Source organism: Pseudomonas syringae group sp. J309-1 (assembly GCF_032582135.1).
Lineage (GTDB): Bacteria > Pseudomonadota > Gammaproteobacteria > Pseudomonadales > Pseudomonadaceae > Aquipseudomonas > Aquipseudomonas quasicaspiana.
This window is the reverse complement of sequence record NZ_JAWHNU010000008.1, coordinates 93251-116122: the sequence shown is the minus strand read 5'-3', so window position 1 is coordinate 116122 and position 22872 is coordinate 93251. Positions and strand designations below refer to the sequence as shown.

The window sequence follows — 22872 nt, the reverse complement described above, 5'->3', positions numbered from 1 at the left end:
ATTGCCAACCCTTCGCACCTGGTTCCAGGAGTGCACAGCCTGCAACAGAGTGCCTTCGTCCCCTTGCAACAGGAAGCCTTCAGCGGCCTGCAACATGCACCCTTCCTAAAAGGCTTTTTAAAACCTTTTAAAGGTAAGGGGGGGATGCTCCAGTTGGCCGAGTTATGCCGTTCCCTTGAAGCCGATCTGAATGCGCTTGCGGAGGATCAAGTGCTGGCCCAGGCAAACAGACATCCCTACACCCTGCTCCCTGTGCGGATGGTCCGGCAACGCACAAGCGCTGGCACAGTTTTTCTCCGCTGGCAGGAAATGGGCACACGCCAGATGGGCGTTAATGTCTGGTCCATTTTATTGGCCGACCCCAGAACGCCCGAATCGCTGCTCCAGGACCTGCACACCATGGAACAGCAGCGCATCGCTTTGAATATGCAGATAAGCCTGGTCCATACCATCGGCCGTCAGGCCGCCGAGTGCGCAGAGAAGATGGCCCAAGCAGATGCCGTATACGCAGAACGGCTGCAACAGATCTCAAAATCCAGCGGTAATAATCCACACACTCAGAAGGAGTCCTAACATGGGCACATCAGTAGACTGGGAAGGCAATATTGGCTCGGCTCCAGAATTCAAGGAGTTTGCCAATGGCAACAAAGATCCGCGGCGCTTGCTACGGCTTAACGTGTACTTCGATAACTCGATCCCTAAAGCCGATGGCACAGGCTTCGAGGACAGGGGGGGGTTCTGGGCCAACGTCGAGTTCTGGCACAAAGATGCAGAGCACTATGCCAGCATTTATCAGAAAGGCATGAGGGTGCTGATTCAAGGCCGTGCGGTCATGGATAGCTGGAGCAAGGATGGGGAAGAGTTCACCGCACTGAAGGTGCAAGCATCACGTGTGGGCATTCTGCCAGCCCGTATCGAAGCGGTGCATCTTGCTCAAAACCAACCGCAACACGCATCCCGGGCTCAGCCTGCTCAGAATCATCACGACGCGCCACCTCATTTCGACGACGATATTCCTGTGTAGCAATCCCGGCCCGAAAAATCGCGCCTTCTGCGTGATGCTGCTGGTGGAGGGAACATGTTCTGCGTACCTCTCCACCGGCGCTTTCGCCTTCCAGTGAACGATTCTCGACTTTCTACTGATAAGCCTGACGCCCTGAAAAAAAACGCCCTATTCGTGATTCTTATGGTGAGTTGAATCTATATATCGCTTGATCTCAACTCAACGTTCTCTACTTCCGTTGGTTTGCTGTACTTCAAAGTGAGATCAATTGAACAAACTCTTGAGGCATGGCTGGATGACATCCGCGCACGAGAAAACCGAAAACAAACGGCCACGCAGGCAAAGTCAGCTCGACCATGTGCGGAAAAATCGCGTCATTCGTGAAGCCTCTGGTTGTGCCGATCTCCAACACGGGGATCCGAGCTCGTGAACGGAGACTCCAGTTCGATGCGCGAATCCTTGGATCGTCGTCGCTTCAATAATCCTCACCATGCGGTGATGCTCGCTGGGGCAGAAGCAGCACGCAGAAGCATCCCACTCCACGAATGCCCTTACCGGCATCCAGCCATGCGCGCGTCGTGGCTAAAGGGTTTTGCCCAGGAGCAACAGCAGAGCTTCGAGTTCTGACCTACTACGGGTCAACCCTACCCTCCGTGTTTACGGTTATGCGTGGCGAGCGCACATCTGGTCTAGGACAGTGCCTACTCAAGTCACTTTGAGCGCGTACTTACATGACTGCCGAGGCAAACTGCCCTCCTGCTATCTCCCTCACACTGCACGAATTGGAATGTTTCCCAGAGCGTCAGCGCGCGGTCGCAAAGACCTGGGCGGATCACTTCGACGTGTGGTCGGAGCAACGTGAGCGGTTCATGCTCCACTATCTCACTCACACATCCTCGACAAGGTGCTGGTGTGTCGTGCTCCACAGCGATACTTCAGTTCCTCGCCCAACCGTGGCAAGGTTTGGCAGGCAACTGCAATACTTCGATGGACAGTTGATCTCAGCGGTTTTATTTAGCGAAAAGCAAAAGGTACCGGTCCAGGCACCGAGTGCGAGCCGAGCTCTTAAGTTGGCTCATAGGTTGATTACTGGTAACAGTGCGGAAGCGTTGCTTACGTCTTTCTGCAAACATGCTCGCAGCCTTGCAGTGGATGAATCACGCCTTAGTATTCAGCCGCTCATAAACGCTACTTTAGGAGCGACGACCCAAGAAGGCAGGAATAAACGGTTCTACGGCCCACGTAATCGGTTCTACATCACTTGTATTGGCGCGAATCTCAAGAGGTTTTGTCAGAGTCTGGATCAAGAGCTTTTACATGCTGTGCGTTCAGTACAGTGCCCTTCAGCAAAGCTTTATAATTGGCTGGCCCAAGGCGACCGCCAACGTAGACTGCAGGCGTTACGAGCACAGCCAGTACTGATTCCATTGCTGGTTATCGGCGAAGGAATGCCTTGGCCTCAAATTGCTCATGGCCTACTTGAAAACTGTCCGTGGCCCGACCTACAGGAGTTCAGCGGATCTCTGGATTACGACTCCAAAAGGGATGGGGCTGGATTCGCGGGAGTAGCCGTTGATAGAGGGATGCCTTTGAACCAGGTGTTGGCTTGGCTATTGGGGGCTCCTTTGTCCGCGATCCGCTACATTGGTCAGCAGCGGGTTTATGACACAGGCAGTGCGCTTACACGTTTGAATCTCGAGGGACTTGAGGGTGGCTGGTTCGACCTAGTAGCCGGCGCGCGTCTGGGTAATCGCCGCCCAAAGACCAAAGCACAATGGCGCTCGTTCTACCTGTTCCGATCAAAAATTCCGTGGCAGTTGCTCCAGTCATTGCGAGACATGAACAATCTCTTGGGTGGCTGTCCTACAGAGTGGACAGACCCTGCCTGGCCGAGCATGACGGCGAAACTGGTAGATCTCAGGGAGCTGTTCGACAACCTCGATAGGGCCGGATGCAGGGCGGCCATGGACACCAAAGGTCGACTGCTGGCGTTTTTGGGTTCCTTGAATTTTCGTCAGCTCTCCAATCTGATCGATGCTTTTCATATCGCGCTTCAGGACATCAGGACGAAGCTGGATCGGGAGATACCCCCTGAGCCCTCAGACTCTTTCACCCAATGGCCGACGCTGTTGCTGAACGGTGTTCCAATCAGGTGCGTCGAAACGGGCCTGCAGATTGTTGAATTATGTTGCCCAGCCGACTTGGACCGGGAGCATAGCTCCTTGGGTCATTGCATCGACACGTATGACTATCGCGCCTATTTAGGTGACTGTCGGCTCTTATCAATCCGGTCTGGTGAGCGCCCGCTGGCATCCTTCGAGCTCGTGCTCCGAGCGCATCGCAATGAGCATCTGACAGGGCAATGGACGCTCAAGAATCTGAGCCTTGTGCAGCTACGAGACCATGAAAATGAGACGCCTAATGCTCAGTCATCGGTTTATAAAACCTTCGAGTGGTTCTTTGCATCGGTCAGGGGCGGCCTTATTCCAGTGAATCTGGAATGGCCTAACCTTGCCCAGAAGATGGCGCGATACGCTGACACCGACTCGATGTTCAGAATTAGGTTTGGGGAAGAGGTCATTACCTGGGTCAACAGCATCATGACCGAGGAGTTCTGAGAATGGCACCGCCTCGATTGATGAACAAACGTCCCGTGCTGCTGCGCAAAGCTATTTACGACGGTTACGACTTCGGGCTTTCACTGAGTTACCTCGAAGGGGCCAGCAAGCTGTTGCTGCGGAGAGGCGGTTTTTTTATACGCCGATCTGATCACCCGCTTAATCAGTTCTGGCGTGTTCCCAAGACCAAGCTGCTTGATGACCTGGACGTGCTCTATCGCGAATTGGCGGAGCTTGCTGAAGGCAACCACATCGAAAGCTGGCAATCATTCAGAGACAGGGTTACAGCAGCTCAGTCTGATCCCCATCGCGACGCATTCACCTGGGGGATGAAGTTCCGGCTCGCACCCTTGGCAGAAGGCGGAGTCATCCTGTCAGGCGATTTTCATCCGGGTGCTGTGGCTATCGCCAAGCGTATGCGCGGCGTGTATCTGTCGGCGGCTAAAGCTTGGCGTGTGCAGGGTTCCGCAGAGTTGGTGCGCAGCAACCTGATCTTGGAACTGGGCCTGGCCGAGGAACAATTCGAGATCCTGCATACGCTGCAGGAGCTGCTGACCGACGGGTCCGTCTCGCCGGTGCGGGAAGTTACTAGTATCAGTCTGGGCGGCTACTCTCCGGAATCGACAAAAACCGTAGAAGAGATAGTTGACTCAGGCATCTACCTCGCCTCTGTTCCCTCCATCAGAAACACAGAGCTCACAAACGCTGAGATTGATAAAGCGCTGAAAGCCTTTTCGCTTATGGATCATCAGCCAGCGGGAATTCGACACCTGCTGCAGCGCACTAGCGCCCTGCTGGCCGATGACATGGGGCTGGGTAAGACTCGCCAGGCAGTGATTGCCGCAGGCATTCGCGCCCAGGGCAAACCCGTATTGGTGATTGTGCTCAACAGCCTGATCATCAACTGGCAGCGCGAGATCCTGATGGTATTCCCTCAGGCTCAAATCGCGATGCAAACCTTCGATGCAAAAGCAGGCTGGATTATCGTCAACTACGAGCGACTGGGCGACTTCGTAATGCACGCTAGCAGTTTCGCGGTGATGGTCATTGATGAGGCTCACAGACTTAAAGAGCCTACGGCAGCATGGACACGCCACGGTTTCGATATTGCCGCTCAGGTGCAAAACCGCTATCTGCTGACCGGCACGCCAGTGCTCAATCGCGAGGCTGAATTGCATACACTGCTTAGACTTTCGGGACATCCGATCGGCCAACTGCCGCTCAATGAGTTCTGCGAACGATTCGCCGGCAGTCCGGAGTTTCGTAAGACCCTTCGCGACGAAATTTCAGACTGGATGCTACGCCGCCGTAAGGACGTACTGCCCGGTCTGAAGGGCAAACAGCGACAGACTGTCCCAGTGATCCTGAACAAGGCTGAGCGTGACGAATATAACCAGATCATGCGCAGTGACACTCATCGCTTCTCACGACTGGGGTCTCTGCGTCAGTTGCTGGAACGCGTGAAGGTACGCATCGTTGTGGATCTGATGGCGGAGCTTGACGTCGACGACAAGATGATCCTGTTTTGCGAGTATCAGGAAACCGTCGCCATGTTGCGGGATCATTGCAACACGATGGGTATTGGCTGTGTAACGTTGGTCGGCAGTGACTCTCCCAAAAAACGTCAGAAAGCAATTGATGCCTTTCAACAGGTCCCTGAAAGCCGGGTATTTATCGGGACCCGATCGGCAGCCGGTACGGGTTACAACCTTACAGCGGCCAACTATGTCTTTTTCCTGGGCCTGCCGTGGACACCAGGGCTTCAGGACCAAGCGGAAGATAGGGCGTACCGTAATGGGCAGCTGCGAATGGTTGTTGTCAAAATCCCACTGGCGGAAGACACCATTGACCAACAACTGTGGCAGATGCTCATGGACAAGCGCGCTCTTGCTCAGGATCTGATCGAGCCTGATGACGTCAAAAAGGCCCAGATTGCCTTAGCACAGCTGACTGCCTGACTCAAACTGACAATGTTTCGGAGTGCCTTAAGCGGCTGATTTGGGACCGTTTTGCTATCAAAAACGCTACGCTTCGTTGACATAGTTATTATTTGGGGTAGGATTGATAGCAGATAGATGTGCGCGGGGATCACACACCAATAAAGTGTGGGAATTCTATCTGCCGACCTCTCTAGCTAGAGGGCTCCAGACACCACTGGTTTAAAGAGCGCCCGGAATAGCTTCAAAGAATAGCCGTCCTTAGGGGCGGCTTTTTTTTGCTTCAGAATCGGCTTACTGGCTTACTTTTTTTTCGGCCGCGTCCCTGTGTACGCTACGGTTTTAGCAAGAGTGCTGAATGGAAAGCTGTTGGATCGAGTTGCCTTCACCGGCGTTGACTTGTTGTAAGGGTGTGTCGTCTTAATCCAGATCATTAAGCCGGTAGGTATACGGTCATGCCTTTCAATGCTGAAGGCTACCTTTACGGGCTGGCCCCCTGAAGTCTCCACGATTATGTAGTTCTCGCCATGTTTAGGCTGGTAGATACAGAGTTGGTAGCACCAAGCGCCTATCCAGTTAAAAAGCTGGAGACTGAGGGCGTGCCGAACCGGACAAAAATACCTCTCATTGCCATACTGGTCATCATGGCGAACCAGATCCGCTGCTAGTTCACCGGGATCTAGCTCGCGCGTGTAGCAATGTGTCTTAAAACGGATCTCAGCGTAAATGACGACGCTCTGTGACAGCATCAGCTTCATCGTCATGGGTTCAAGGTGGTCAAAATGGTACTGAACCCCTCCATAGATGAAAGGGGCTGGGTGGTCGGCTGGCATTCAAGGTCCCTTGCGAGAATCCAATAAAATTGGCGAACATTGACAGGTTCGCTTTTTCTTCACAATTGGAACAGGTAAGTCCACGAACCCCTCCACACCTGTTTAGGGTTTAAGGCTGCGCTCATTGGCATGTACTGGCAACTTGGTCACCATCACGAAATGGGGCCATGTCACACATGATCAGGCAGCTGTCAGTTATCTCCGTGCTCGCGCTGATCGCGGGTTGTGCTCAACAAGAGACGAAAGCAGTTTCCTCAGGAATCGACGAGAGTCGCAATCCCGAACTGCTGACGCCTGACATATACCAGGGTGGCAAGGGCGCAGATGCCTCGAGCGTCCGGTATAGCCGTTACACCATGGTCAATACTTCACCGGGGGCCGAACAGCGAGATCTGATGTCTCAGATCATCGATGTCAGCATCCCTGGGAATATGCATCCCTCGGTGCAGGACGCGATGCAGTACGTTGTCGATCGCTCCGGCTATTCGCTCTGTCCCTCCAGTACCGAACACGTCAACATTCTGTACACCAGGCCGCTTCCAGCTGCTCAGTACAAGCTTGGGCCTATGACGCTGCGTGATACGCTCCAAGTATTGGCAGGGCCGGCCTGGCAGGTGAAGGTCAACGAGGTAACTCGCGGGGTCTGTTTTGTACTGCGGCCAGGTTACCAACTGCCGGAGACGTCAAAGCCTGCGGCACTGGCTCAACCCGCCCAGCCAGCTACCACTGGAACAACCTCTGTATCCAGCACCTCCCCAGTCGTAACCGTTGTAACTGCCCCGGCAACCGGAACCCCCTTCAGCAAAGATTCAGCGCCTGCAGCGCAACCGAGAACAACGGTGGTCACGCAGACAAAAGTACAACCAGCAGCACACATCAGCACCCCAGCCAAGGAAGGCACCCCTATACAGCAAAAGCCGACTCCAGTAAGCGCGGCTCCGGTGAAGGCCACCCCTCAGACCGTCGTAACCAAGGGCGTCGCTTCGATCAGCCAGTCTCCGGCGAAACCTGAACCAGCAGCGAAGCCCGTCGCAACCGTTGCGCCACAGCAGACGTGGAGTGCGCCTGTGGGCAGCACCTTGCGCCAATCGGTCGAAGACTGGGCCAAACGGGCCGGCTGGCAGGTGATTTGGGTGCCGGAGGACCTGGACTACCCCATCGAAGCTCCGTTGAGCTTTACAGGCACCTTCAGTTCGGCAGTCAGGCAAATATTCCCCTTGTACGACAACGCCAAACGATCCTTTGTGGTCGACGGTAACGAGGGCAATGGACAGCAGGTTCTGCACGTATCGGAGAGGAAAAAATGATCAAGCCCTTCATGCGTCAGACCGCTCTGTCTCTAGCTGTTACGTTCGTATCAGCCTGCTCAGTCCAACGTGTAGATGAAGCTGCTGCAAGGGCAGAGGCTACCGCCGAATCTGCCGGCCGCTTCGCGGCTATCCAGCGGAACAAGCAGCAGCAGGAACACCGGGAAACTGTGATTTTCAGCGACAAACCCTGGGTATCAACGCAGCCAGTTGTTGCGAGACGAGGCATCCCCTCCAAGTATGACTGTGAGGTCGCATATCGGCCTGCTGGCAGTGTCGGAATTGCAGAAATTGCCCAGTACATTTCCAGCCAGTGCGGGATCCCTGTCCTGGTCTCCCCAGATGCGATCAATCCTAGCCTGCTGAACGCTAATGCACCCGCTCAGGTCAACATTGCTCCTCCGATCAGCACGGCCCCCAACCCTGACAGCCTGGCCGGGTTGCTGCCTACCGGCATTACAGGCAGCTCCAACATGGCGCAGGCCTCTCAGGGGAGAAGCTCTGACTTCGCATCCATGCTGACACCGAATCTCGTCAGCGGGTTGCGCTACTCCGGGAAAGCTTCGGGTTTACTGGATGACGTCACCGCGCGGCTGGGACTCACCTATCGATTTAATCCCACCTCACGGTCAGTGCAGGTCAGCTATTTCGATACCAAGGTGTTTGACGTCTACGCATTCGGAGACGTGCAGGAAATCAAAAGCACCGTCAGATCCGGTATGACCACCTCCTCAGGCTCGGGAAGTGGTTCATCGAGCGGAGCGTCGTCAGGCAGCAGTTCTTCAGGCGTTTCGGGTGACTCGGGCAGCAACCAGAGCACGACCGTCACTCTTAACACATCGATCCTGACTGACATCCAGAGCAACGTGAGGGCAATGCTGAGTACGTCGCCGCCTGGTCGAATGTATCTGTCACCGTCGACAGGGACGTTGACCGTGACTGACAGGCCAGACGTGCTTTCGAACGTTGAGACCTATCTGGCCAAGACCAACCACGCTATTACCCAACAGGTGCTGTTCAATGTGAAGGTGTTTGAGGCGACTCTGACCGACACCGATCAACTGGCTTTGAACTGGGCTGCGGTCTACAACTCGCTGAGCACAAAGTGGGGCCTGTCTCTCTCGAATACTGTGCCAGGCATCAGCTCCAGCGCTATCTCTGGCTCTGTCGGCATTGTCGATACAGCCAACTCAGCCTGGGCAGGTTCCAACGCGATCATCCAGGCAATCGCAGAACAGGCCCGGATCTCGAATGTTCGCTCGCCGTCTGTAACCACATTGAATCTGCAGCCTGCTCCGTTGCAGATCGGCAACGTTCAAGGCTACATCCCATCGGTTCAGACCAACACCACTGCGTCAGTGGGCTCCAGCACCGCAATTACTCCTGGCACGATCACCTCCGGTTTCAACATGACGCTGCAACCGCGCTTGATGGACGACGATGAGATGCTGCTCATGGTTTCGATAAATATGAGCTCCAAACCTACCTTCGAGCCATTCACTAGCAACGGCTCCAGCGTTCAGATCCCCAACTACGATGCGAAAAGCCTGTCACCGAAAGTGAAGCTACGCAGCGGTCAGACATTGATCCTGTCGGGGTTTGAGGAGCTGAGCGATAACACAGACAAGATCGGCACAGGTTCTCCCGGATTCTTCGGTCTTGGAGGGGGGCGTAAACGCACCTCATCAAAAAGCATTCTGGTGGTGCTGATCACCCCGATTGTGACCAACTGACATGGCGAACCTATTATCTCTGTTACGAAAGCGCGCAATGCGCTCTCCAATGCCCAGCGACGGCAAAGTTCAGATTCTGAATTATCACGGTCGATCTTTCGTAACAGGACTGCTGTGGCACCCGTTAGGCAGCCTTACCGGCTACATGAAAGAAGCACGACAGTTCGGTCGCAGCCAAGAAATGGACATCGTCGCCATCAGGCATACCGAGTCGGTGATTCAGGCTGGATTTGTTTCGCAGTATGACGGCGCAGTTAAAGGTATGTATTCCTTGGCAGCCTCACTCGCCGGACAGTTAGGCCCATCGTGGCTGGCTGCCTGGAAGATCGAGGACGCCGAGGACAGATACGCTTTGATCGCAGTGTACCGAGGCGCGGTCATCCCAGGAGCAGACCTAGTAGGCAGCAGTGAGGAAATAAAAAAGAAGGTGGCTCAGCAGTTGAGCCGCTCAATGAGCTTCGACAAGGTCTTCCTTCCGCCGGAGTTTGGTCGCGGTGGCGAACAATTCGACCCTGAAACATTATTGCAGTCATCAAATCTCAAGCGCGAATACAAGCTGACACCGCTGGCATTCGGCCTGTCCAGACAGGAATTGATGAAAGCCGCGGTGATTGGTGCCTTGGTTGTGGGAGGAGTGATTGGATGGCACCAGTGGAACGAACATAAGCTGCAACTTGCTCGCCAGGCGCAGGAAGCGGCAGAGGCGGCAATGCAAGCCGAATTGGACGCCCTGAACCAGCGAACAAACTCGCCTGTGGTGATCGAGGCGCTTGTACATCCGTGGGTAAAACAGCCTTCTGTCCAAGTATTTCTTGAAGCCTGTAACGGCGCAATCGACCAGTCACTACCGGCAATCGCAGGGTGGCTGTTTGTTTCCGCTAAATGCGACGGGACGCTGATGTCGGCTAGCTACAAGCGCACCGGCAACAGCACTACGCTTGCCTTCAGCGCCGCTACGGCTGGCTACTTTGCTGATACGCCCGCCTTTTACGACGAAGGCAACATGGCCGCAGTGAAGCTCGCCTTCAAGCTGCCGCTGGCGGGTGATGACATCCTGAACCCCGCAACGCTGGCCTTGGACAGCATCACTTCATGGCTGCAAGCCCAGGACCTGCAACCCAATATCAAGGAAGTACCTGTGACGGTTGTCCAGCCAGCAGCTTTGCCTGGCCAACCAGCACCTCCACCACCAGCGCCCCCGGATTATCGACACTTCGAGATCCGCTACACGAGCTTATTGCCGCCATCGACTGTTCTTCAAGGGGTGCAAAGCACTGGAATGCGCCTGCGTGAAATCAAAACAGACTTTCAAGACGGCAAATTAACCTGGTACGTCATAGGTGACCTCTATGTGCATTAACACTCACGCCTCCATTCTGCTGACCTTTCTGTTGTCCTGCGTGGCTGTCGGCAACATGGCCGTCGCTGCCGACCCATCACCCACCGATCTGAGTCGGATCAACATTGGTGTGTTGTCCCAGGTTCAGACTGAAACCTTGTTTTTTAAGGCTCAGGCTGCGCGAGCCCGAGCGATGGAAGAAATCGTAAACGGGGGCAAGACATCTACGTCTGCTCCGGTTCAGGTAATGCAGAGCGCTTACACGATGCCCGCCCCGGCCAGCAACAGCACACCGCAGTTGCCGGTGGTCAAGACCGTTTTCAGGACGAATAACACTCTTCATGCCACTTTGCTGTACGGAAGTGGTTTCGAGGTCGATGCATCAATTGGCAATGCTGAGCTGCCAGGAGGGTTCAAGGTAATCAGTGTGTCCCTCGATAGCGTTGTACTGAGCCATGGCGGACGCCGATATCCTCTTGGGTTCTCGACCCGAGCACCAAGTGCTTCGGTTGACGCCCCCCAAATGTCACTGCAGACACTCAAGCCTATTACACCTGGCCAGCCCTCGGCTATGGATCCAATGTCAAGTGTGTCGCAGGAGTTCCAGCAATGAGCGGCGCTGTACGAATTGAGCCAGAGATTCAGGCTGATCCTTTGGCACATCAGGTCACCCGACCGACCGCGCTCGTGCAACCGATAAACATCGCCATGCAGTCTGACGTGGTCGGAACCGTCCTAACTGCGGAGGGACAGCGCTGGGGGGATATCTCCAGCGAGTTGCGTCAGCTGGTTGCCCTGTTAGCGCCTGCCACTGCGGCTAATGAAGCAGACCTGCTCGTGTCGTCCCAGCACTTGCACGACCCTTATGTGCTGGCATTTATGGACCGTCTGGACCGAGCCGGAGTCCCGTTTCAGGTCAGCAGCAGCACGCTGAGCGATATCAAGTCCCTGTACCAAAATGCTGGCAGAACTTCCGCCGGATCTGTAGACAGCACCCAGCGTCAACAAGAGGTGATTCGTATCATCGGCGCGGCCCATGCAAGAGGTGCATCAGACGTGCATTTCATCGTTGGTCACGAGATCACTCACATCAAGTTCCGTGAGGACGGTCTCTTGCGGGAGTACGGGCAGATCCAGAGCGTTGTGGGGAAGGAGCTCTGTTCGTCACTCTTCAATTCGATGTGTGACGTCAAATCTGAGGGCTACTATCAACCGGAGTTGAAACAAGATGCGCGCATGGCTCGTACCTTCCTCGATCAATTGGGACTATCCGGAGCCCGTGTAGCTACCCGCCCTCTAGTCGAAGGGCCTCTGATGGTGCTGCGGCTGATCTATGACGATCAGGAGAAACAGTCCGTAGACGATCTGGGGTTTCTGCCAGAGCAGAATTTGCTGTTCAAGCGGCTGAGGAGCCTTCCTTATGGCGTGATCATATTGACCGGTCCGACTGGATCAGGGAAATCTAAGTCGCTCCAGGTGCAGATCAACCTTCTGGCTGAAGAGTGCAAAGGCACAAAACATATCCTGACCGTTGAGGACCCGCCTGAATATCCGATGCGTGCAAATCAGTCCCCTCTTGGCAGCAATGAGACATGGGGGGAATCCATTACAAACTCCGTCCGACTCGACCCCGACATACTGATGTACGGAGAAATTCGCGACCTTGAATCAGCTCAGGGGGCACTGCGCGGGGGGATGACCGGCCACCTCGTTTTATCGACTCTACACACCAACAACGCCGTAGCAGCAATTCCTCGCCTGATCGACATGGGGGCTGATACGAGCCTGGTCACCGACCCAACACTCATCGTCGGCCTTATCAACCAGTCACTGCTGCCAACGCTGTGCAAGAAGTGTCGCGTGCCTGCGCGCAGCCAGATCAAGACCTTGGATCCGCAGCTGGTCGAGCGACTTGAAAAGATGACCGTGCTGGATCAGGTCTATCTGGCCGGGCCTGGTTGCACTCTATGCCGTGACGGGGTCAACGGCAGGGTCGCTGTCGCAGAGATTCTTCTGCCTACCCACCGGTTTATGGAGGAGATCCGCAAGAACGGACCAAGCGCAGCGCGCCAGTATTGGGTCCAGCACATGGGGGGGATTACGAAGGTTGCTCACACGCTCATCAAAATCAATGCGGGGCTGATTGACCCGCGCATGGCAGAGGCCGTAGTCGGGCCAGTGGATTTTGACAGCTACATGCTGGATGCCGAATTAACTGAGGCAGAAGTCCATGCTCAGTAAGATGATGGATGCCTGGTCAGGGCTTGTAGATGGCTTTTACAGGATCCAGTTCGGAGGCAATGAGCGGATCCGGCTTTACGAGAGCATGACCGCTCTGCTCGAGAACGGCGTGCCTCTCGATCTGGCACTCGACCGTTTAGGCTCGATCTACAGCGATGGAGGTCGTCGCAAGCAGCACCCTATCTCTCTGGCAAGCTACGGTATCGGCAGAGCAGTGGCAGGAGGCAAGACACTGGCTCAGGCATGTCTCAACTGGGTGCCCTATCAGGAGCACGCGGTGATAAGTGCGGGCGAGCAGTCCGGCAACCTCATCCAGGCGTTCAGTGACTGTGTACGCATCATTGAGGCCCGTCAGAAAGTGATGACCCTAGTGATGTCGACGGCTCTGTATCCAACATTTGTCTGGAGCCTCATGGCTTACCTGCTGAATGTTGTCGCCACTCGTGTTGTGCCCGCCATGAGCCGCTCCTCCAATCCTGAGAGCTGGTCAGGCGCGCCAATGCTCTTGCATATGATCGCGAGCTTCGTCACGAACTGGGGGCTACTGACTCTGTGCCTCGTGGTTATGCTGATTGTTACCAGCGTGGTGACGCTCCCTTATTTTCGGGGGTCTTGGCGGACACGTCTGGAGATCCTACCGCCCTGGTCAATTTACAAGGCGTTGCATGGCTCTACTTTCCTCCTGAACATCGCGGTCATGCTCAGAGCGAACATTGATCCGCTCGAAGCCTTGGACACGCTCAAGCGCGGCGCTAACCCATGGCTGCGTGAGCGCCTGGAAGCTGCTCACTACGGGGTCCGGATGGGTAAGAACTTCGGTGAAGCCTTGGACTTGTCCGGCTACCGATTTCCGGACCACGAGGCAATCCAGTTTTTGATTGTCCTCTCAACTACTCAAAGCTTTTCTGCAGCGATACACCGCTACAGCCTGAGGTGGCTGGAGATATCACTCAAGCAGGTGGAGCGTTACGCGAAAACCCTGTCGCTTATATCGATGGTTCTGATCGGCTTATTGATGATTCTAGTCATGGTCGGGGCCTACAGCATGACCGGCAATGCCACCCAAGGCATGACCCATTGAGCACCACACCGTTATCCACATATCTAGGACTAGTCACATGCAAAAACTGACTCACTCAGCCCGGGCTCGCCAGATCGGGTATGTCTCGATTGAACTGCTCTTCGTTCTCATCGTCATCCTGATCGGGATGGGCTATGCCCTCTACAACGGTTGGGGAGCAATGGGCAGTTCGGACGTCAACAACGAGCAAGGCAACGTAGGACAGTTGATCGCCAATACCCGCAAGCTCAAAGGCAGTACAGGCTACGGCGCATCAGGAACCGACCTGATCACCCAGCTCAACTCGATAAGAGGACTCCCCAATATGTCCTATTCAGACGGCAAGCTTTACAACGCCTGGAGCGGACAAGTCACTGTGGTTGCCAACGGCATGACCTACACCGTTACTGAGGCGGGTCTGCCACAGGATGCCTGCGTGACGCTGGCCACGAAGATCGGCCGTGGACAAAAGGTCTCGACCTCAATCAACGGCGGTACCGCCGTGAGCGGAGAAGTGAGTTCAGCGGCTGCTACGAGCGGCTGCTCAACTGACAGTAACACCTTGGCCTGGACGGCCTACTGAGCATGAGCCTGATCATCGACACGCCTTTTGTTGACCTTTATCTGGGGCCAGACTTCACGGACGTTAAAGGCCTGGAAGGTGATAGCCGACGTGTCGAGGCTCCGGCCAGCTGGGCCGAAGATGCTCAGGTGCTGCGCGCCGAATGTCTCAAATATTATGAGCTGCATCAGGATCCCGAGTTTTCCCTGAAAAAAAATGGAGTGGTCCTGCGCGTCACTCAAATTCCGGACGCTTTCGGGCAGGCCGTGTTCGTTCTGCGAAAATCGAACGCACAGCTGCGACCATTTGATTTGCTCGGCTTTCCAGAGGACCTGGTGGAGTCCTTACTGAGCGAACACGTCCGGGGGCTGGTGATTTTCTGCGGCGAGATGGGCACAGGCAAGACGTCAAGCGCGGCGTCTCTGATTATCGCCAGACTCAAGGCTTGCGGAGGGATCGCTCTGGCTGCAGAGGATCCTACTGAAACAGACTTGAACGGACCTCACGGCTCTGGACGATGCATCCAGATGCAAGTGTCCAGGCGCAATGGCGGCTATGAGGAAGCTCTGCTCAGAGGACTTCGTACAGGTGCCGACATGATGCTAATCGGCGAGATCCGGGACACAGCAACCGCTGTCCAGGCAGTACGCGCGGCAATAAATGGCGTGTTCATCGTCACCACGTTGCATGCGGGTAGCGTACCCCAAGCGATAGAACGTGTAGCAACGCTGGCAGAGCCCAAAATCAGCAACGTCCGGTCAATCTTGTCGCAGGGCCTGGTGGCGGTAATTGCACTTGCCTTGGAAGGCCAAGGTTCAATGCGACATTTGAAGATCAAGAGCCTGTCCCTCACAGGAAAGGACGGACCTGGTATACGGGAGAAGATCCGATCAAATCAGATCGCGATGCTGGCACAGGATGTGGACCACCAATCGAACAGGAGCATCTGGGGATGAACTGTCTCAAGCCTATACGTACTCCGCAGCACGGGTTCGTTGTAATCGAGCTACTGTTCGGCCTGATAATTTTTGCCATCATGTCCGCGATTGGGGTCTCGCTTATGGCGAAGCAGATGGACTCGCAAAACTATCAGATTGCGGCCCAGCAACAGCAGCAGGTAGCGGGCGCTGCCGCCAAGTATCTGAAGGACAATTTCGCAACGATTTACGCTTCTGCCGGCACGACGACACCCGCGAAGATAACCCCACAGATGTTGCGCAACACCAATTACCTGCCAGCAAGTTTCAGCGACACGAACGCATTTGGACAGACGTTTGTGGTGCTCGCCCGCAGAGTCAATGTAAACCAGCTGGAATCCATCGTGATCACAACTGGCGGCGAGGCAATTGATGAGATCGGAACCAGGGAAATTGCAGAGAACATTGGCGCGCCGGGAGGATTCATCCCTTACAACAACACCGGCATCATTCAAGGTGTCCGAGGTGGCTGGCAACTTGCGTTGAGCAATTACGGAATAAATCCGGGCGTTGGCCATACCGCGAGTGCCTTGTTCCTCCAGGATGGGACACTCGCCAATGACTACCTCTACCGCAATGCTATTCCAGGTAAACCTGAGCTCAACCGTATGAACACGGCACTCAGTATGGGAGGGAATAACGTCAATGATGTTGCCGCCTTGAATGCTTCAGGCACGGTGACTGTAGGTGGCAACGTCAATGCTGTAGGGGACGTAAACGCACGCTCCGTAAATGCTGTGGCTAACCTGACTGGCGCAACAGCTCGAATATCTGGGGAAACCTACACAGGCGGTTGGTTTCGCACCCAAGGCAATACAGGCTGGTACAGCGAAAAATGGGGGGGTGGTTGGTATATGAGTGACTCGGACTGGGTGCGGGTCTACGGGGACAAGAACCTCTATACGGGGGGTAACGTGCGTGGCGGAACGGTCACATCCACAGGGCGGACCACCGTTGGAGAATTCATCGATATTGCCAGCGTAGCGGTTGAAGGGACAGCATGCGAAAAAACGGGGCTTGTAAGTAAGAACTCTCAGGGCTTTATTTTGACTTGCCAATCAGGCTTGTGGGCTTCTTCAGGAAAACTCGCTTTGTGGGGCCCCTACACGGCAGGCGGCAACAGGTCTGGAATCCGTAACACCTACATGGGAGAATTCACCGCTTGCTTTCTTACCGGCCAGCAGTCAGGAGTTGGTAACGCAGCATGTGAAATAAATGGTAGTCCTACATCCGGATTCACCCTCGTAGAAACGATACTCTCAAGCGGTACCGATCATTGGTGCAAAGCAATGTGCATAAAATGATTACATAGCTTCCACATGTCACTAGACATAAACAGGATTCTTGGCGGCAAGAAGCATTATTGCTGTTCTGTATAACCTCAGATTAATAACTCAAGTTCCATGGAACAAACTCTATGCCTATCTACTGGGTTGTGTTGCTGATTATCTGTATTGGATCGGGAATACTTGGGCTCATCAGCCAACGGGCCGAAGAGAGCGCCTCAACTGCGGGCGCGTCCACTATTGCAAGCAACATGCTGGTCTATCGTAACGCGCTTGCAGAATATGCCCGTTCTAACCAGACAACCACAGGTACCGTACAAGACACCGCCTTGGCGCTGCCATCTTGGTATGCCCACGCACCTGGTGTGAGCGGCTATGTTGTTTCCGGGCTTAGCTACACCTACTACTTATCCCCATCTGAAGGACTTGTTGCAGAGTTGGTCAAGATGACAGACGCTTCTGTTGCGGTAGGGTACGTCCAAGCAGGACGGCTTATCAGTCCTATTGTCGGCGCAACCGGAATAACGGTTCCGTCGGTCATCCCCAGCGGTGCTGCCATCGCAGTTCAGTAGAAACCCTCACGCCCCTCGGTAACGATTGATTGCTGTGCGCCACTCCCTAGCATGCGACGGTTCTCCATTCAGCTGATGCTGATTTATTGGAGAGTTAAATGCGCCTATATCTGTGCGAGAAACCTAGCCAGGCAAAAGACATTGCCAAGATCCTTGGTGCCAATCAACGCGCTGAAGGCTGCATCAAGGGTAATGGTGTGACGATCACTTGGGGAATCGGACACTTGCTGGAAACAGCACCACCGGACGCCTATGGGGATCACTTGAAGAACTGGAGCCTGGACACGCTTCCTATTCTGCCTTCTACATGGAAAGTGATCGTCAAACCAAAAACAGCGAGCCAGTTCAAGGTCGTCAAGCAACTGCTCAAGGAAGCGACCGAGCTTGTAATTGCTACCGATGCCGACCGCGAAGGTGAAATGATCGCACGCGAGCTCATTGATTTTTGTGGCTACCGTGGCCCGATTGAAAGACTGTGGCTGTCAGCTCTGAATGAGGCATCTATCCGCCAGGCGCTTAACAGCGTTAAGCAAGGTGCTGAAACTTATCCGCTGTACCTCTCAGCCCTCGGGCGCTCTAGGGCGGATTGGCTGATCGGTATGAATTTCTCGCGGCTGTTTACACTGCTTGGACGACAGGCCGGGTATACGGGTGTGCTATCGGTGGGCCGTGTTCAAACCCCCACCCTTCGCCTTGTGGTCGACCGGGATCGAGAAATTTCAAACTTTGTACCCAAACCCTTCTGGAGTCTTGATGTAGAGCTGTGGACCGCTGGGCACACGTTCTTGGCGAAATGGCTGCCCGCAGACGACATAGCGGATGAGGATGGCCGATGTCTTGATCAGCGGGCTGCAGCTGCCGCGCTTGATGCCTTAAAAAATGGCAAGACGGCAACTACTCTATCCGTAGAGACCGAACGTGGACGGGATGTCGCACCGCTGCCTTTCGATTTGAGTACTCTGCAGGAGTTGTGTTCAGCTAAGTTCGGACTTGGGGTTCAAGAGACTTTGGATGTTGCCCAGTCCCTTTATGAAACTCACAAAGCGACTACCTATCCCAGAACTGATTGCGGTTACCTTCCAGAGAGCATGTTTGATGAGGTCCCAATAGTCCTCGATGCCCTCAACCGAACTGACCCATCAATTGGGGAAACTCTTCTACTGATTGATCCTGAGCAGCGGTCGCGGGCATGGAATGACAAAAAAATTACTGGCCCCCACCATGGCATCATCCCGACGCTAGAACCAGCCAACCTTTCGGCTATGTCAGAGAAGGAGCGAAAGGTCTATGAGCTGATTCGCGCACACTTCCTAGCCCAATTTCTGCCTCACCACGAGTTTGACAGAACAGTGGCCACCTTCGAGTGCAATGCAGTGTCACTGCATGCTGTTGGTAAGCGCATCGTTGAGCCAGGCTGGAAAATTCTTTTCACCACTTCATTCCAAGACCAGAGTGAGGAAGCTGGATCGCGCTCCCAGACTCTGCCAGTACTGCAAAAAGGCACTCGCTGCGAGCTTAAAGATTTGCAGCTAAAGGCGTTAAAAACGGAGCCCCCTAAGCCTTACACCGAGGGGACCTTGATTAAGGCTATGAAAACCATTGCCAAGCTAGTCAAGGATCCACGGCTGGCTCAGAAGCTCAAAGAAACAACTGGCATTGGAACTGAAGCAACCCGTGCGGGCACTATCCAAGGCTTAATTGATCGAGGGTCGCTGATCAAAAAAGGCAGCGCGCTGCGCGCTTCAGAAGCCGCCTTCTCTCTGATAGATGCCGTGCCACCAGCAGTTGCAGATCCCGGTACCACGGCGATCTGGGAGCAAGCGCTCACTATGATTGAGCAAGGCACCCTGACTCTGGATGACTTCATCGCTAGGCAATCAAGCTGGATCACCAGGCTTGTTGAGCAGTACAAAGGCACAACATTGTCGATCAAATTGCCGGAAGGTCCAAAATGCCCGTTGTGCAGTGCGAAAACCTCACAACGCAAAGGTAAGTCCGGTAACTTCTGGGCGTGTATTCGATACCCTGACTGTAAAGGCACAATCAATATTGATACTGCGAAAAAGAAAGCAGCAGGTAAGTCACTAAAGCCGCGAGTGGCGACCGCCAAAAGCAGCTGAGATGCAGGAATAGCGGGCTTACAAATGATGTGCCACAATGGCGCTAATACCAGTTCCACCCCGCTGGTCACTGACGGTCATCAGTGACACCCTGGAAAAGTTGGCATTGCCTTCATTTTCCAACCCCAAAGTACGCAAAGCATCGGGAGGGGCGTACAGATCTTGTTGTGAATTCTCCCTGTGTCTCCCTGTTCAGTAGCAGACACGCAGCCGTCTAACTCGTGAAAGCGGGTTCATAGGCACACAGAGTTCATGGAAGGTTCGATGCATAATCGTCTAAGGGCCGCACTGGTGTTGCGGTCCACTCTTTTTTTAAAACGTTTTTGACTGTCTCGGAATGTAACCTGGTCATCTCTCAGTTGCTGGATGACCAGGTTACATTCCGAGGTAGCTACTTTTCGCTACCGGCGCCCACCGGTGAAAAAACGGGCTCCTTTTGTGCGCGAATGCGTGCCTTTTGATAACTGGCCCCAGCCACGACAACGGGTCGGGTGATGTCGATGATGCAAAGCGTGCGATCAATGCCCAGGGATCAGCGCCGAGCCAGCGCTCACAGGTGGCAAATTCTTCAAGTTGTAGCAATGCACACATCGGCTGAGAGTCATCGTCTATAAAGGTGATAACTCTCGGCACGATTCTCATTATCCGGAAACCGGTTCGTTACGCTGCTTCGTTTCTTGCCTAGTGCCCCCCCTTCGCGACGCTAATCAAATGGCTGATCTGAATTCACCTCAGATCCATATGCTCGAATTCTTCAAGACGTGCGCCTATTCATAGGTTGGTCAGTCACTTGGCTGTTTTGCCGCGAGGTACTGTACCGCAGGGGCCGCAGGGGCCGCAGGGGCCACAGGTGCCTGACAGGCATCTCGATGATGGTGCGGTGCCCATCGATAACAACTGGTGCGAAAATCAAATCCGGCCGTGGGCACTTGGGCGTTCAAACTGGCTGTTTGCAGGGTCTTTACGCAGCGGTAAACGTGCGGCGGCGATCATGAGTCTGATCCAGTCGGCGCGGCTCAACGGGCATGATCCGTATGCGTACTTAAAAGATGTCCTCCATCGCCTGCCGACGGTAAGTCGTACTCGCCCAGCGAGTCGTGCATGCCGATGAAACGCCGTTGCAGATGCTGGCCCCCGGCGAGAAGAAAACGCACCGAGCGTATGTCTGGGCTTATTGCACCACGCCGTTCTCGGTACTGAAGGCGGTGGTCTACGACTTCAGCCCCAGCCGTGCTGGCGAACATGCACGTAACTTCCTTGGCACGTGGAACGGCAAGCTGGTCTGCGATGACTTCGCGGGCTACAAGGCCAGCTTCGAGCGGGGCATCACCGAAATCGGCTGCATGGCCCACGCTCGCCGCAAGTTCTTTGACCTGCATGTGGCAAACAAAAGCCAGTTGGCCGAACAGGCACTGCAATCAATCGGCGGCCTGTACGAGATCGAGCGGCAAGCCAAAGAAATGAACGATGAAGAGCGCTGGCGATTACGTCAGGAAATAGCGGTTCCCGTCGCAGCAAAGTTGCATGAATGGATGCTGGCTCAACGCGAGCTTGTGCCAGAAGGCTCGGCGATGGCCAAGGCCTTGGACTACAGCCTGAAACGCTGGGTAGCGCTGACGCGCTACCTGGGTGATGGTGCCGTGCCCATCGACAACAACCCTGTCGAGAACACGATCAGGCCTTGGGCGCTTGGGCGCTCCAATTGGTTGTTCGCCGGGTCTCTGCGCAGCGGCAAACGAGCGGCCGCGATCATGAGTTTGATACAGTCGGCACGCATGAATGGGCATGATCCGTATGCTTATCTCAAAGATGTGCTGACGCGGTTGCCGACGCAGAAAGCTAGTGAGATTGAGCATCTGCTGCCGCATCAATGGATGCCGGGCTGACTTACTCAGCCTGAGTTTGGCAGCCTGCTTGTCGCCCGCGTGACGTCCATTAGCTCTTCACTGGCCAACTGTTTCCGCATCGGTGTACAAGCCAGCTCAAGACCGGACGGCGAGGTATAGATAGCTTGATTATCTCCGTGATAGCCACACCGACGGTAGAACGCGGTTGCGTTAGGGGTAGCATCTAAATGGATGTCGACGATTCCGGCTTTAAAGGCCAGTCGCTCAAGGTATAGGAGCATTGCCTTGCCAATCCCCTGTCCCATGAATGCAGGCAAAACGAAAATAGCGCCTATCTCTCCAGACTGGAAATCAATCAGACCTGTTGCGACCGGTGTCTCGCCCAACCAGGCAACGTGGTACTCCTTTTCCACCCAAGCCCGATATCGGTCTGTGAGCGGCACATCAGTCCACGCCATTACTTGCTCAGCGGTATAGACGGTAATGCATTGATGCCGGATCGCCTGGAGGCGTATATCAAACGCGGCCTCGGCGTCAGTACGTTTGGCTGGGCGAATCAACAGCATCTTCACTCTCCTTGTCATCAATGAGTTGGAAGGGGAATGAAAAAGCCCCATCCATTTCTGGCGGGGCTTCTGGTCAATGCTTCTGTTCTAAGCACGCATCGCCCTATGGTCCGCCAAAGGCAATCATCAAGGGGCGCATCATGCTAACGAGATTTGTAGGGGTCATTGATTGATAATCTGGAGATTTGAGCACTGTGTCAATAACCGAAAATGCAAACTGGCGAGTCGCTCTTTCGTGAAATCTGATCGTATTTAGACCATTTGCTTTGTCCAGACGACTTCACCAGGCGCTTACAATCGAACAGGCTATTCGTGACTCTGGTGCTATTGCAAAAGACGTAGGGCGGAGCGGTTATTTTTCAAGCGCTGATTGAGAGGAAGCCAAGCCCGGACGGTGTAAGATTCGGGCGTGGTTCTGGCATAGAAAACGGGAACACTTGAAATGGACATCTCAACCGCACAGAGCATCAAACTCGCCCTCATGTCAGCCACCGGCCTGACCCGAGACGCGCTGCACATCTACGTCGGCATGGCCGTTTACCTGACAGTGATTGTCCTGATGCGACGAGCCAAGCCATGGGTTGCCTTGTTGGCAGTGGTCATCGTCGCGTGCGCCGGGGAATGGGTCGACAGCCGAGACGACCTCGTAAGCTTTGGGCACTGGCGCTGGCAGGCCAGCGTTCACGACGTAATCAACACAGCGTTTTGGCCTGCGGTGATTACGTTGGTGTGGGGGGTGAAGTGTCGGAATGGGGGGCGGGTTGGGTGAAAAGCGGTTTGATTGATAACGACTTTTTCCTGTGTGCTCAGTGCGGTGAATTCCTCTTTTTGTAGCTGTGCTGTAGCGGTCTGTCTGCTTCGTCACTTACCT

General features: G+C 54.6%; 18 protein-coding genes and 2 pseudogenes. 19 read left to right on the top strand and 1 reads right to left on the bottom strand.

Annotation, left to right across the window (positions count from 1 at the left end; translation table 11 throughout):
- The 18 genes and pseudogenes from RX972_RS07055 to tnpC form a co-directional block, all read left to right on the top strand.
- On the top strand, positions 1-573 hold the full coding sequence (locus RX972_RS07055) for a DUF3158 family protein (RefSeq protein WP_410478207.1): 573 nt from the start codon (positions 1-3) through the stop codon (positions 571-573).
- 1 nt (position 574) lies between these two features.
- The gene (locus RX972_RS07050) at positions 575-1024 is read left to right on the top strand and encodes a single-stranded DNA-binding protein (RefSeq protein WP_316873630.1); all 450 of its coding nucleotides are present in this window, start codon (positions 575-577) and stop codon (positions 1022-1024) included.
- Positions 1025-1450: 426 nt separating this feature from the next.
- Positions 1451-1630, top strand: a complete 180-nt coding sequence (locus tag RX972_RS07045; RefSeq protein ID WP_316873628.1) for a CrpP family ICE-associated protein — start codon at positions 1451-1453, stop codon at positions 1628-1630.
- A 104-nt stretch (positions 1631-1734) separates the two neighbouring features.
- Positions 1735-3621, top strand: coding sequence for a hypothetical protein (locus tag RX972_RS07040; RefSeq protein WP_316873627.1), 1887 nt, complete (start codon positions 1735-1737; stop codon positions 3619-3621).
- A gap of 2 nt (positions 3622-3623) precedes the next feature.
- Positions 3624-5579, top strand: a complete 1956-nt coding sequence (locus RX972_RS07035; protein WP_316873625.1) for a DEAD/DEAH box helicase — start codon at positions 3624-3626, stop codon at positions 5577-5579.
- Positions 5580-6567: 988 nt separating this feature from the next.
- Positions 6568-7698, top strand: coding sequence for a TcpQ domain-containing protein (locus RX972_RS07030; RefSeq protein WP_316873695.1), 1131 nt, complete (start codon positions 6568-6570; stop codon positions 7696-7698).
- Complete coding sequence (locus RX972_RS07025; RefSeq protein ID WP_316873623.1) at positions 7695-9431, top strand: PilN family type IVB pilus formation outer membrane protein; 1737 nt, start codon at positions 7695-7697, stop codon at positions 9429-9431. Before RX972_RS07030 ends, RX972_RS07025 begins: the two co-directional genes overlap by 4 nt.
- 1 nt (position 9432) lies before the next feature.
- A complete protein-coding gene (pilO2, locus tag RX972_RS07020) occupies positions 9433-10791 on the top strand; it encodes a type 4b pilus protein PilO2 (protein ID WP_316873622.1) in 1359 nt (452 codons plus the stop codon).
- Positions 10781-11383, top strand: a complete 603-nt coding sequence (gene pilP / locus RX972_RS07015; protein ID WP_231672453.1) for a type IV pilus biogenesis protein PilP — start codon at positions 10781-10783, stop codon at positions 11381-11383. The genes pilO2 and pilP overlap by 11 nt, the downstream gene beginning before the upstream one ends.
- Entirely contained in the window at positions 11380-13011 is a 1632-nt protein-coding gene (locus RX972_RS07010) for a GspE/PulE family protein (RefSeq protein ID WP_316873619.1), read from the top strand. The genes pilP and RX972_RS07010 overlap by 4 nt, the downstream gene beginning before the upstream one ends.
- Entirely contained in the window at positions 13001-14092 is a 1092-nt protein-coding gene (locus RX972_RS07005) for a type II secretion system F family protein (protein ID WP_316873617.1), read from the top strand. Before RX972_RS07010 ends, RX972_RS07005 begins: the two co-directional genes overlap by 11 nt.
- Positions 14093-14129: 37 nt before the next feature.
- A complete protein-coding gene (locus RX972_RS07000; RefSeq protein WP_231672450.1) occupies positions 14130-14654 on the top strand; it encodes a type 4 pilus major pilin in 525 nt (174 codons plus the stop codon).
- A gap of 2 nt (positions 14655-14656) precedes the next feature.
- Positions 14657-15589: an ATPase, T2SS/T4P/T4SS family gene (locus RX972_RS06995; RefSeq protein ID WP_231672449.1), complete on the top strand. Its 933-nt coding sequence runs from the start codon at positions 14657-14659 to the stop codon at positions 15587-15589.
- On the top strand, positions 15586-16914 hold the full coding sequence (gene pilV, locus RX972_RS06990; protein WP_316873610.1) for a shufflon system plasmid conjugative transfer pilus tip adhesin PilV: 1329 nt from the start codon (positions 15586-15588) through the stop codon (positions 16912-16914). Before RX972_RS06995 ends, pilV begins: the two co-directional genes overlap by 4 nt.
- A gap of 113 nt (positions 16915-17027) precedes the next feature.
- Positions 17028-17468, top strand: coding sequence for a type IV pilus biogenesis protein PilM (gene pilM, locus RX972_RS06985; RefSeq protein WP_231672448.1), 441 nt, complete (start codon positions 17028-17030; stop codon positions 17466-17468).
- Positions 17469-17566: 98 nt separating this feature from the next.
- Entirely contained in the window at positions 17567-19588 is a 2022-nt protein-coding gene (locus RX972_RS06980) for a DNA topoisomerase III (protein ID WP_316873605.1), read from the top strand.
- Positions 19589-20447: 859 nt separating this feature from the next.
- A pseudogene (locus RX972_RS06975) lies at positions 20448-20699 on the top strand (transposase domain-containing protein); the annotation flags it as partial.
- Positions 20668-21474 (top strand): annotated as a pseudogene (tnpC, locus tag RX972_RS06970) (IS66 family transposase); the annotation flags it as partial. The pseudogenes RX972_RS06975 and tnpC, both read left to right, overlap by 32 nt.
- Positions 21475-21479: 5 nt before the next feature.
- On the opposite strand, the gene RX972_RS06965 reads toward tnpC, so the two are convergent.
- Positions 21480-22001 (bottom strand): GNAT family N-acetyltransferase, encoded by a 522-nt coding sequence (locus RX972_RS06965; RefSeq protein ID WP_003380656.1) that lies wholly within the window; start codon positions 21999-22001, stop codon positions 21480-21482.
- Positions 22002-22443: 442 nt separating this feature from the next.
- Between RX972_RS06965 and RX972_RS06960 the strand changes: the two genes are divergently transcribed.
- Positions 22444-22770 (top strand): hypothetical protein, encoded by a 327-nt coding sequence (locus tag RX972_RS06960; RefSeq protein ID WP_003380655.1) that lies wholly within the window; start codon positions 22444-22446, stop codon positions 22768-22770.
- Positions 22771-22872: the final 102 nt, after the last annotated feature.